Origin of the sequence: Micromonospora sp. DT31, assembly GCF_049841795.1 — a bacterium.
Classification (GTDB): Bacteria; Actinomycetota; Actinomycetes; order Mycobacteriales; family Micromonosporaceae; genus Micromonospora.
In genome coordinates, this window is record NZ_JBNCKZ010000001.1 from 379,774 (window position 1) to 391,660 (window position 11,887).

Here is an 11,887-nt window from a genome sequence, read left to right on the forward strand (position 1 = left end):
TCGGTCAGGGCAGGGTGAGCAGGTCGGCGACCCGGACGGGCGCGCCGGTCTCCAGCGAACGGTTGGCGGCCAGGCCGGTGAGCAGGGCCAGCGCCCCGTCCCGGGCGGTGGCGGCCCGGCCGAGCGGGTCGGTTTCGCCGCCGAGCAGCACCCGGGTCATCCGGGTGTCCGCGCCGCCGTGCCCGCGCCGGGTCCAGCCCTGCACGGGGATGTCCACCGGCGGCGCCCAGAACGGTCGCAGCGTGAGCCGGGCCGCGCCCTGTTCCACGGCCGCCTCGTCGCCGTGCAGCGCCGCGCCCTTGAGGGCCCCGGCGACGGCCGGGCTGACGTGGTCGCTTTCGGTCACCTCCAGTTCCAGGCGGCCCCGGCTGCCATTGACCATCACCCGGTAGCCCTCCCAGGGGGCGTACGCGGTGAGGTGGTAGGTCATGGTCGCGCCGGTGTCGTAGCGGGCGAGCACCGCGAGGTCGTCCTCGATGGTCACGCCGGGGGCGAAGACGTTGCGGTCGCGGTGGTAGCCGTCCTCGGCCTCGGCGTCGAGGTACAGCTCGCGCAGCCTCGGGTGGTCGGCCAGGCGCAGCGCGAACGGGTCGCCGTCGGCGGCGGGGCAGTCGTGCGCCCGGTCGTAGTCGCGGGCGTAGCCGTGCCGGCGGCCGTCGGAGCCGTAGAAGAACAGCCGGCCGTACGCGTGCACCTGCACCGGGCGGGCGTCCAGCCACCAGTTGACCAGGTCGAAGTGGTGGCCGGCCTTGTGCACCAGCAGCCCGCCGGAGACGGCCTTGTCCCGGTGCCAGCGGCGGAAGTAGTCGGCGCCGTGGCGCACGTCGAGCAGCCACTCGAAGTGCACCGATCCGATCTCGCCCACCGCACCGTCGGCCAGCAGCCGCCGGACCTGTTCGTGCAGGGGGTTGTAGCGGTAGTTGAAGGCGACGGTGACGCGGCGGCCGGTCTCGGCGACCGCGTCCAGGATGCGCCGGCAGCGGTCGGCGTCGACTGTCATCGGTTTCTCCACGACCACGTCGCAGCCGGCCCGCAGCGCCGCCGTCACGTATCCGTCGTGGGTCGCGTCGACGCTCGTCACCAGCACCACGTCGACCCGTTCGGTGGCCAGCATGGTGGCGAAGTCGCCGGCGGCGTACGTGGGCACCCGCGGGTGGCCCAGCTCGGCCAGCCAGCGGTTGTGCGCGTCCATCCTCCTCTGGTTGACGTCGGCGAACGCGACCAGCTCGGCGGTGTCGGCGTGGTCGAGCGCGAGCGCGCGGACGAACATCTCGGCGCGCGCCCCCGCGCCCACCAGTGCGTGGCGGACCCGTTCCCGGGCCGGTGGTGACATGACGTCGGCCTCCCCGGCAGTCGACTGCAAAGGTTTGCAGCCGAAGAAACCATGACGATGGATGCGTCGTCAACGGTTGCCCGCCAAGCCGCCCCATCCATCCGCATTGATGAGGTTTCACGCGCCCGATGGGCACGCTGCCGCAATCGACCCGCAACAATGGACCGTTGACACCGGCGCAACCGTTTGCATTAATGGGCGGCACCCGTGACCCCCACCACATCGGACGAGGGAGCCCGCCGTGCCAGCCACCATCCGGGACGTCGCCCGCGCCTCCGGTGTGCACATCTCCACCGTGTCCCGCACGTTCTCGGCCCCGCACCTGGTCAACCCGGAGACCCGGGTCCGGGTGCTGGCCTGCGCGGAGGACCTCGGCTACCGGCCCAACCGGGCCGCCCGGGCCCTCATCACCGGCCGTACGCACAACATCGGCCTGATCGTGGCCGACATCGCCAACCCGTTCTTCCCGCCGCTGATCAAGGCGGCGGAGGGGCAGGCCCGGCACCGCGACTACCACGTGTTCGTCGCCGACACCAACGAGGACCCGGCCGCCGAGGAGGACCTGGTCCACGCCCTGGCCAAGCAGGTCGACGGCGTGCTGCTGTGCAGCCCTCGGATGAGCAACAGCCTCATCGAGCAGGTCAGCCGCGAGGTCCCGGTGGTGGTGATAAACCGCCAGGTCACCGGCCTGCCCTGCGTGATGATGGACGTCGGACAGGGTGCCCGGTCCGCGATCGAGCACCTGCTCGGGCTCGGTCACCGCCGGATCGCGCTGCTCGGCGGTCCGCGTGGCTCCTGGACCGCCCGGGAGATGCGCCGCGCCGCGACCGCCGCCGCCCGCGGCGGGGGAGCGGAGTTGACCGTCCTCGGACCCAACCAACCCACCGAGACCGGCGGCGGCGCGCTCGCCGAGCAGATCCGCCGCAGCGGCGTCACCGCCGTGCTCGCCTACAACGACCTGATGGCGATCGGCCTGATCGAAGGGCTGGACGCGCTCGGGGCGCGGGTGCCGCACGACGTCAGCGTCGTCGGCGTCGACGACATCGCGTTGAGCCGGCTCACCCGCCCCAAGTTGACGACGGTGGCCACGCCGACCGCGGCCGCCGGCCGGACGGCCGTCGACATGCTGCTGCAACTGGACTCCGACGCGCCGCGCGGCGCCCGGGGCCGGGGCGCGGCAGCCGGCGACCGTCGTACCACCGCACAGGTAATGCTCCAGACCGAACTGGTCGTCCGCGACTCGACCGGGCCCGTCCCCGCGCCCGGCCGGGACGGCACCGGAGCCTGAACAGGTGGCCCGGGCCCGCACAGCACTGCGGACCCGGGCGGCCCGTGGACGGCCGCCGGTGACGTCGTCGCCTCCCACATCCGAGGAGTGAGCGCAGATGCACCCCGCAACGTCCCCCACCGCCGGCGCACCCGCCGGGCGGCATCACCGTACCCCCCTGACCCGACGCCGACTCGTCCGCGGCCTGGCCGCCGTCGCGCTCGCCGTGCCGCTCGCCCTGGGCGCGGCGGGCTGCGGCGACGACTCCGCCGGCGGTGACGGCGGCCCGGTCAAGCTCTCCATCTTCTGGTGGGGCAGCGACGCGCGAGCCAAACTGACCGAGGACGCCCTGGCCCTCTACACCAGGAAGCACCCCGAGGTGACGTTCGAGAAGACCTGGCAGACCAACCAGGGCTACTTCGACAAGCTCGCCACGCTCACCGCCGGCGGCAACCCGCCGGACCTGTTCCAGATCGACGACAACTACCTGGCCGAGTACGCGGGTCGCAGCACCACGCTCGACCTGGGCCGCTACCGCGACTCCGGCAAGATCGACGTGTCGAAGTTCCCCAAGAGCCTGCTGGAGTACGGCGTGGTCGACGGCAAGCTTGCCGGCGTGGCAGCCGGGGAGAACACCCAGGGACTGGTCTACAACAAGACGCTGCTGACGAAGAACGGTCTGCCCGAGCCGACCACCGGGATGACCTGGGAGCAGCACATCGCCTGGGCCGAGCAGGTGGCGAAGAAGACGAAGATCCCGGGCACCCAGGACCCGAGCGCCGACTACAAGGCGTTCTGGGTCTGGCTGCGCCAGCAGGGCAAGGACCTATACCAGGGCAAGGAGATCGGTTTCACCGCCGAGCACGTGACGAAGTGGTTCGAGCTGTGGAAGGGCGCGCGGGACCGGGGCGCCACCCCGACACCGGACGTCATCCACGAGGGCAACTCCAGCGACATCAGCAAACAGCTCGTGGTCACCGGCAAGTCGGCCACCTCCTGGGTGTGGGTCAACCAGATGCCGGACCTGAAGAAGAACACCAAGGACGAGCTTGGCGTGGTCGCGTACCCGGGTGATCCGAGCGGCCAGTGGGCGCGGGCGTCGATGTACTGGTCGGTGTTCAGGGGCAGCAAGCACCGGGACGCCGCCGTCGACGTGATCAACTTCCTGGCCAACGACCCGGAGGCGGTCGCGCTGCTCGGCACCGACCGAGGGCTGCCGTCGAACCTGGAGCTGCGGGCGAAAATCAGCCAGAGCGTCACCGACCCGGCCATGAAGCAGTCCATCCAGGTCGAATCCGACCTCGCACCGAAGTTCGGTGCCTCGCCGCAGGTCCCGATCAAGGGGCACAGCAAGGTCAAGGCCGAGCTGACCAAGGCGGCGGAGAACGCCCAGTACGGCCGCGCCACCCCGGCCCAGGCGGCGGAGCAGTTCGTCACCGCCTGCAAAGCCGCGATCGCCTGACCCCCCGCCGAGAAGAAAGGACCCGGCCCGTGGCCCTCACCACGGCGCCCGGCCGGCCCGCTCGAACCGGACCGTCCGGCCCTCGCCCCAGGCGGCGCGGGGCCGGCCGGGCCCGGCTCGATGAGGGCCTGGCGGGGTACGTCTTCCTCTCGCCCTGGCTCATCGGCCTGATGGGCATCACGGCGCTGCCGATGCTGCTCTCGCTCTGGCTGAGCTTCACCGACTACGACATCCTCACCCCGCTGTCCGAGGTGCGCTGGGTCGGACTGGCCAACTACGAGCGGATGTTCACCGCCGACCCGTCGTACTGGCACGCGGTGCGGGTCACGCTCACGTTCGCGCTGGTCGCGGTGCCGCTGAAGTTGGCCGCCGCGCTCGGCGTGGCGCTGCTGCTCAACCGCGCCTGGCGCGGCGTCGGGCTGTTCCGCGGCCTGTTCTACCTGCCGTCGCTGCTCGGTGGCAGCGTCGCGCTGGCCATCGTCTGGGTCAACATGTTCAACCGGGACGGCGCGTTCAACTCGTTCCTCGCCCTGTTCGGCGTGGAAGGGCTGCCCTGGGTCAACGACCCGGACTGGGCGCTGCAGACGTTGATGGTGCTGGCGATCTGGCAGTTCGGCGCGCCCATGGTGATCTTCCTGGCCGGGCTCAAGCAGGTGCCCACCGAGCTGTACGAGGCGGCAGCCGTGGACGGCGCCGGGGCGTGGCGGCGCTTCCGCGCGGTCACCCTCCCCATGCTCTCCCCGGTGATCTTCTTCAACCTGGTGCTGGAGACCATCAACGGCTTCCAGGGCTTCACCGCCGCGTTCGTGCTCAGCAACGGCACCGGCGGCCCGGTCGACTCCACCCTGATGTACACGCTGAAGCTCTACATCTCCGGCTTCACCGACCTGGAGATGGGCTACGCCTCGGCGATGGCGTGGGTGTTCCTGGTGGCGATCGGCGTGGTCACCGCCGTCTTCTTCAGCACCGGCCGGTTCTGGGTGCACTACTCGGACGGAGATGACACGTGAGCGCGAGGAGTGAGCGGGGCCGGCGAGCCCTGCAGTCGCGAACAGAGGAGGCGCGGTGACGGCCCTCGCCACGGTCCGCCGCCGCCCGGGCAGCGGCCGGAACGTGCTGCGGCTGGTCGTGCTCGTGGCGATCGTCGCGGTGGTGCTCTACCCGCTGTTCTGGATGCTCGGCACCTCGGTCAAGTCGCAGGCCGAGATCGCCAACAACGTCGGCCTGCTGCCGGAACGCTTCACCCCCGGCAACTACCTCGACGGCTGGACGAACTTCGACATCAGCTTCGGCCGGTTCTTCCTCAACAGCGCGGTCGTCAGCGTGCTCACGGTGGTCGGCAACGCGCTGTCCTGCCTGCTCGCCGCGTACGCCCTGGGCCGGCTGCGGTTCCGGCTGCGCAAGCTGTGGTTCACCGTGATGATCGGGACGCTGCTGCTGCCCGGGCACGTGCTGATCGTGCCGCAGTACATCCTGTTCCGCAGTCTCGGCCTGGTCGGCGGCGACTGGCCGTACCTGCCGCTGCTGGTGCCGCAGTTCCTGGCCACCGAGGCGTTCTTCGTCTTCCTCATGGTGCAGTTCATGCGCGGCATCCCGCGCGAGCTGGACGAGGCGGCCACCATCGACGGCGCGTCCCCGTACGGCGTGTTCCGGCACGTCATCCTGCCGCTGAGCCGCCCGGCGCTGGTCACCACCGCGATCTTCTCGTTCATCTGGACCTGGAACGACTTCTTCCGGCAACTGGTGTTCCTGTCCAACCTGGAGGACTACACCGTCCCGGTGGCGCTGACCCTGTTCATCGACTCGACCAGCCAGAGCTCGGTCGGCCCGATGTTCGCCATGTCGGTGCTGTCGCTGCTGCCGGTGTTCCTGTTCTTCCTCGCCTTCCAGCGGATGCTCGTCGAGGGCATCAACACCAGCGGGTTGAAGGGATGACCGCCGTGCCCGCCCGCGCCGACACGGTGCCCGCCCGCGGCGACTGGCGGGACACGCTGCGCGAGGCGACGGACCTGGCGCTGCTCGGCTTCGCCGTGGCGCTGGCCGCGCTGCCGGTGCTCACGCTCGCCCCGGCGCTCGCCACCGCCAGCGCCGCGCTGCACGACCGGTCGGTCACCGGCTCCTGGCCCGCGGCGCGGACCAGCCTCACCCGGTTCGGCCGCGCGCTGCCCGCCGGGCTGGTGGCCAGCGCCGTCACCCTCGCCGCCGCCGCGCTGCTCGCCGCCGACCTGCTCGCGCTCGCCACCGGCCGGGTGCCCGGCGGCGGGCCCGCCCTCGCGCTCACCGCCGTCGTGGTGGCGGCCCTGCTCGGGTACGCCGGCCTGGTCGCCGTCGCGCTCGGGCGCACCGGCGGCCGGGGCTGGCGGGCCGCCGCCCGCCACGTGGCGGGCACCTGCCCGCAACGCCCCGGCGTGTGGGCCGCCGCCTCCGGCGTCTGCGCGCTGGCCGCGCTGCTGGCCGTGCTGGTCACGCCGGTCGCGGTGCCGATCCTCGGCGGGTACGCCCTGGCCGCGTTGCACGCGCTCGACGCCCGGCGCCCGGCCCCCGCCCCGGACCCGTCGTGACCGCCGACTCCCAGGCCGCCGGGTCGCGCCTTCGTGATGTCGACGCCGAGCAGCGGCTGGCCGTGGACGGCACCGAGGTGGCCCGCTACGTGCTCCGGCCGGACCTGGACCCGCGCCACGGCCCCCGGCCCTATCTGCACCCGGTGCGGACCCGGGCCGGCACCCCGGTCACCGACGCGCTCCCCGCCGACCACGTCTGGCACCTCGGCGTGTCCCTGGCCGTGCAGGACGTGGACGGCGCCAACCTGTGGGGCGGCCGGACGTACGTGCGCGGCACCGGCTACACCTGGCGCGACGACCACGGCGTGATCGCGCACACCGGCTGGCGGGAGCGGGCCGCCGACCGGCTCGACCACGATCTGGAATGGCGGGACCGGCACGGCCGGACGCTGCTGCGCGAGCACCGGCGGATCACCGCCACCCCGGCCGGGGCGGATGCCTGGTGGCTGGACCTGTCCGGCACGCTCACCTCCGCCACCGGTGCCGACGTGCACCTGGGCAGCCCGGCCACGAACGGCCGCTCCGGCGGCGCCGGGTACGGCGGCTTCTTCTGGCGTGCCGTGGCGGACGGGCAACCGCAGGTGCGTACCGCCGACGCGGCGGGCGAGGAAGCGGTGAACGGCTCGGCCGCGCCCTGGCTGGCGTTGTCCGCCTCGGCGCCCGGCGGTGGTGCGTACACGCTGGTGTTCACCGGTCTGGGACCGGGCGACAGGTGGTTCGTGCGCACCGCCATGTACCCGGGCGTCTGCGTCGCGTACGCGTTCGACCGCCCGGCCGTGGTCGCGGCCGGGCGGCCCCGGCATAACCGGCACCGCGTGCTCGTCGCCGACGGCCACCTCGACCCGGCCGACTTCGCTGCCCGGGTGGACGCGGCGGTCCTCCGGTGAGCGAGCCGCTCACCTCCGGCGCCGCGGTCGCGGGCCGGGGCGGCGCCGGGAGCGGGTCGGAGGTGGTCTGCGTGGGCGAGACGATGGTGGTGCTCGCCCCCGCCGACGGCGGGTCGCTGGAACACGCCGTGGGGCTGACGGTCGGCGTGGGCGGCGCGGAGTCGAACGTGGCAGCCGGGATGGCCCGGCTCGGGCACCGCGCGGCGTGGGTCAGCCGGGTCGGCGACGACCCGTTCGGGCGGCGGGTGGTGGCCGAGGTCGCCGCCGCGGGCGTGGACGTCTCAGCGGTCGCCGTGGATCCGGACGCGCCGACCGGGCTCTACCTGAAGGACCCGGGGCCGGACGGCACCCGCGTGCACTACCACCGCGCCGGGTCGGCAGCGAGCCGCCTCGACGCCACCGACCTCGCGCGTCCCGGGCTGGCCGGGGCGCGGCTGCTGCACCTGTCCGGGATCACCGCCGCGCTGTCCGGCGCCTGCCGTGACCTGCTCGTGTCCGCGCTGGACGGGCGGGCGCTGCCCGGCGCGCAGGTCAGCTTCGACGTGAACCACCGCCCGGCGCTCTGGCCCGCCGACCGGGCCGGCCCGGTCCTGCGCGACCTGGCCGACCGCGCCGACGTGGTGCTGGTCGGGCTGGACGAGGCGGACGTCCTCTGGTCGGCGGACGAGCCGGTCGCCGTCCGCGACCTGCTACCGGGCCCGGAGCTGGTGGTGGTCAAGGACGGGCCGGTCGGCGCGACGGCGTTGCCGCGTACCGGGCCGGCGGTGTTCGTGCCGGCGTTGCCTGTGGACGTGGTGGAGCCGGTCGGCGCCGGGGACGCGTTCGCCGCCGGGTTCCTCTCCGGTGTACTGCGCGGCTTCGACCTGCGCGCTTGCCTGCGGCTGGGCCACCTGACCGCCGCGCCGGTGCTGGCCGTGCCCGGCGACACCGCCCTGCCGCCGGACCCGGACACGATCGCGTGGGCGTTGGCGCTGGCGGACGAGGCGTGGACCGGGGCGGCACCGGTGACGACGGCCGTCCCAGGAGGGAGCGGGAGATGAGCGGGCACGACTTCGGGCCCCTGTTCGGCGACGCGCGGGTGATGGTGATCCTGCGTGACCTGCCGCCCGGGGAGACGGTCCGGCTGGCGGAACTGGCCTGGGATCTCGGCATCGCCGTGGTCGAGGTGCCCATCCGCACCCCGGAAGCGGTGCCGGCGCTGCGCGCCGCGGTGACGGCCGGGCGGCGGCGGGACCGGATCGTCGGCGCGGGCACGGTGCGTACCGCGGCGCAGGTCGGTCAGGCGGTGGCCGCCGGGGCGGCGTTCACCGTGGCCCCCGGCCTGGACCTGGCGGTGGCCGACGCGGCGGCCGGTCTCGGCGTGCCGCACCTGCCCGGCGTGGCCACCCCGACCGAGGCGCAGCGGGCGCTCGACCACGGCCTGGTGTGGCTCAAGGCGTTCCCGGCGGTCAGCCTCGGTCCGGCCTGGTTCCGGGCGGTCGCCGGGCCGCTGCCGGAGGCCCGGTTCGTGGCCACCGGCGGTGTCGACGCCGGCAACGCGGGCGACTTCCTCGCCGCCGGGGCGCGCGTGGTGGCGGTCGGGTCGGCGCTCACCGACCCGGCGCAACTGCCGCGCCTGGCCACGCTCGCGGCCGGCGGCGCTGTCACCTGACCGCCGCGTGGCGGGGTCCGGTGGCGCGACGACCGTATCGTCGTAGCCGACTCCAGGACCCGGTGGCCGAGGAGGATCTGATCCGCGCTCTTGCCAGGCACGCCGACGGCGTGCCGCTGTCCAGCCCTCTGTCCCGGCGGTTGCTGCTGCGTGGCCTGCTGGCCGGGGCGGCCGGGGTGCCGCTGACGGCCACGGCCGCCTGCAGTGACGACGAGGACGCCCCCGTCGACCCGAACGCCCCGGTCGAGCTCTCCGTCTTCTGGTGGGGCACCGACGCGCGGGCCAGGCTGACCGACGACGTGCTGGCCCTCTACACCAGGAAGCACCCGAACGTGACCTTCACGAAGACCTGGCAGACCGACCAGGGCTACTTCGACAGGCTGGCCACGCTCACCGCCGGCGACAAGGCGCCGGACATCTTCCAGATCGACGACGACCACCTGGCCGAGTACGCGGCGCGGCGGACGCTCGCCGGGTTGCTCTACTACCAGGGGACGCGCAAGCTGGAGACCCGCCCGATGCACGACAGTCTCTGGCGGTACGGATACGTGGACGGCAGTTTCGTCGGAGTGCCCGCCGGGGGGAACACCCAGGGCCTGGTCTACAACAGGACGCTGCTGACCAGGCACAAGCTGCCCGAGCCGACCACCGGCATGACGTGGGAGCAGCACATCGTCTGGGCCGAGCAGGTGACGAAGAAGACCAACGTCCCCGGTACGCAGGATCCGAGCGCCGACTACAAGGCGTTCTGGGTGTGGCTGCGCCAGCAGGGCAAGGATCTGTACCAGGACAAGAGCCTCGGCTTCACCGTCGAGGACGTGACCCGGTGGTTCGCGCTGTGGTCCGGCGCCCGCGACCGGAGGGCGACGCCGGCGCCGGACGTCATCCGCGAGGGAAACACCAGCGACGTCACCAAGCAGCTGGTGGTCACCGGCGGGGCGGCCACGTCCTGGGTCTGGGCCGGCCAGATGCCGGACCTGCAGAAGAGCACCACTGACGAGCTGGGCGTGGTGGCGTACCCCGGTGACCCGAGCGGCCAGTGGGCCCGCGCCGAGACGTACTGGTCGGTGCACAGCCGCAGCAGGAAGAAGGACGTCGCCGTCGATGTCATCAACTTCATGCTCAACGATCCCGAAGCGGCAGTGCTGCTCGGCACCGACCGCGGCCTGCCGCCCAACGTCGACCTGCGCGCCAAGCTCAGCGAGACGGTCACCGACCCGGCCCTGAAACGGTCCATCCGGTTCGAGTCGGAGCTGGCGAAGACGTTCGGCGACGGCCCGCGGCCCCCGCTCAGGGGACACCGCACGGTGAAGTCCGAGCTGGTCAAGGCCGCTGAGGACGCCCAGTCCGCCCGGGCCACCCCGGCCCGGGCGGCGGAACAGTTCGTCGCCGCCGCCTCGGCCGCGATCGCCTGACCGGCCGCGCGGTCACCTGACCGTACGGCCGGACGTCGTGGCGGTGGTCCGGATCGCCTTGACGATCGCCGGGATCGACCCGATCAGCAGCACCAGCGCCCAGACAAGCGCCACCACGGCGAACACCACGGCGCCCACGTCGTCCAGGATGCTGACCAGGATCACCGGCACCAGGGCGTGCAGGAACTGCAGCACCACTGTGCACAGCAGCGTGGTCAGCGCCAGCAGCACCAGCCCCTTGTTGCGCAGGAACCGGGGCTGGGCGGCGAGCAGCAGTCCGGCCCAGACCAGTTTGAGCAGCAGCGCCAGCCCGAGCAGCGCTGCCGCGTCGTCGACCGGGAAGAACCCCCACACCGCGAGGTACGCCAGCGTGCCGAACGGTGGCGCCAGGAACAGCGAGACCATCACGGTCAGCTCGACGAACGCGACGACCAGCAGGACCAGCGACACCAGCAGCAGCACGATCGCGAAGACGAGCGTGGCCACGCCCTGCACCCCGCCCTGGACCCGGTCCGGCAGCACCAGGCTCAGGCAGAACAGCCCTGTCGTCCAGAGCGCCACCACGTCGATCAGCGCCAGGTAGCCGATGCCCCGCCCGGACGGCTCGGACACCGCGCCGACATCGCCCAGCTCCACACCGAGCTGCCCGGCGCTGCCCCGCAGCGCGCCGCTGGCGTCGCCGCCGCCGGTCAGCGCCGCCGCGCCCAGCTCCACACCGACCACGAGCGCCACCGCGAGCAGGGCCAGCAGCAGGAACGGCTTGCGCAACTCACCCATGCCGCGTCTCCGTCCCGGTCAGGACCGGGCCAGGGTGACAGCGCATCCGCCACCTCCCGGACAGCGCAGGAGCACCTCGGTCTCCCGGTCCACGGCCACCTTCGCCACCGCCGGGCCGTTCGCGTCGGGGGCGACCTCGTCGGTGACCGTGACGTCCGCGTCGCCCGGCGCGCGGGCGGTCACCCGGAACGGCGTCGTGCCGCGCAGCACGAGCGTGCGCAGCGCGCCCGGGTCGGCCACCCGCAGCCGGCACACCGTCCCGAAGGTGAGCGCCACCCCGCCGGCGGTGGTGGCCGGTTCGGCGGCCGGTGGCAGGCACGTCACCGTCACTGTCGCCGGATCCACGGTCCCGGCCCCGCGCCCGAGGCGGGCCAGCGCCCCCGGCCCCGCGGCCGGGTCGCCCGGGTCGTCGCGGCGCCCGGCCACCGCCACCACGTACAGCGCCACCAGCAGCACGGCCAGCGCCACCAGCAGCAGCTTCTGCCTGGTGGTCACGGTGCGGTCCCTGTTCGCGACCGCGGGGCTCGCCACACC

The 11,887-nt window shown here is 73.3% G+C and carries 12 protein-coding genes; 9 read left to right on the top strand and 3 right to left on the bottom strand.

Translation table 11 applies throughout. From position 1 onward, the window contains the following. Positions 1 to 4: 4 nt before the first annotated feature. A complete protein-coding gene (locus ACLQ2X_RS01545) occupies positions 5 to 1,333 on the bottom strand; it encodes a Gfo/Idh/MocA family protein (protein WP_425679077.1) in 1,329 nt (442 codons plus the stop codon). Between the two features lie 241 nt (positions 1,334 to 1,574). Here ACLQ2X_RS01545 and ACLQ2X_RS01550 point away from each other — a divergent pair, with 241 nt between their 5' ends. The 9 genes from ACLQ2X_RS01550 (at position 1,575) to ACLQ2X_RS01590 (ending at position 10,576) form a co-directional block, all read left to right on the top strand. After that, positions 1,575 to 2,621 (top strand): LacI family DNA-binding transcriptional regulator, encoded by a 1,047-nt coding sequence (locus ACLQ2X_RS01550; protein WP_425679078.1) that lies wholly within the window; start codon positions 1,575 to 1,577, stop codon positions 2,619 to 2,621. Between the two features lie 97 nt (positions 2,622 to 2,718). After that, entirely contained in the window at positions 2,719 to 4,062 is a 1,344-nt protein-coding gene (locus ACLQ2X_RS01555; protein ID WP_425679079.1) for an ABC transporter substrate-binding protein, read from the top strand. 29 nt (positions 4,063 to 4,091) lie between these two features. Next, positions 4,092 to 5,072 (top strand): carbohydrate ABC transporter permease, encoded by a 981-nt coding sequence (locus ACLQ2X_RS01560; protein ID WP_425679080.1) that lies wholly within the window; start codon positions 4,092 to 4,094, stop codon positions 5,070 to 5,072. A gap of 55 nt (positions 5,073 to 5,127) precedes the next feature. Beyond that, positions 5,128 to 5,997: a carbohydrate ABC transporter permease gene (locus ACLQ2X_RS01565; RefSeq protein ID WP_425679081.1), complete on the top strand. Its 870-nt coding sequence runs from the start codon at positions 5,128 to 5,130 to the stop codon at positions 5,995 to 5,997. Further along, complete coding sequence (locus tag ACLQ2X_RS01570) at positions 5,994 to 6,623, top strand: hypothetical protein (protein ID WP_425679082.1); 630 nt, start codon at positions 5,994 to 5,996, stop codon at positions 6,621 to 6,623. Before ACLQ2X_RS01565 ends, ACLQ2X_RS01570 begins: the two co-directional genes overlap by 4 nt. Further along, positions 6,620 to 7,510, top strand: coding sequence for a PmoA family protein (locus tag ACLQ2X_RS01575; RefSeq protein ID WP_425679083.1), 891 nt, complete (start codon positions 6,620 to 6,622; stop codon positions 7,508 to 7,510). Before ACLQ2X_RS01570 ends, ACLQ2X_RS01575 begins: the two co-directional genes overlap by 4 nt. Further along, positions 7,507 to 8,550, top strand: a complete 1,044-nt coding sequence (locus ACLQ2X_RS01580; protein WP_425679084.1) for a sugar kinase — start codon at positions 7,507 to 7,509, stop codon at positions 8,548 to 8,550. Before ACLQ2X_RS01575 ends, ACLQ2X_RS01580 begins: the two co-directional genes overlap by 4 nt. Beyond that, entirely contained in the window at positions 8,547 to 9,161 is a 615-nt protein-coding gene (locus ACLQ2X_RS01585) for a bifunctional 4-hydroxy-2-oxoglutarate aldolase/2-dehydro-3-deoxy-phosphogluconate aldolase (protein ID WP_425679085.1), read from the top strand. The genes ACLQ2X_RS01580 and ACLQ2X_RS01585 overlap by 4 nt, the downstream gene beginning before the upstream one ends. 62 nt (positions 9,162 to 9,223) lie before the next feature. Beyond that, a complete protein-coding gene (locus tag ACLQ2X_RS01590) occupies positions 9,224 to 10,576 on the top strand; it encodes an ABC transporter substrate-binding protein (RefSeq protein WP_425679086.1) in 1,353 nt (450 codons plus the stop codon). Between the two features lie 12 nt (positions 10,577 to 10,588). On the opposite strand, the gene ACLQ2X_RS01595 is transcribed toward ACLQ2X_RS01590, so the two are convergent. Both ACLQ2X_RS01595 and ACLQ2X_RS01600 read right to left on the bottom strand, forming a co-directional pair. Then, a complete protein-coding gene (locus tag ACLQ2X_RS01595; protein ID WP_425679087.1) occupies positions 10,589 to 11,353 on the bottom strand; it encodes a hypothetical protein in 765 nt (254 codons plus the stop codon). 18 nt (positions 11,354 to 11,371) lie between these two features. After that, positions 11,372 to 11,848, bottom strand: coding sequence for a hypothetical protein (locus ACLQ2X_RS01600; RefSeq protein WP_425679088.1), 477 nt, complete (start codon positions 11,846 to 11,848; stop codon positions 11,372 to 11,374). Positions 11,849 to 11,887 lie beyond the last annotated feature (39 nt).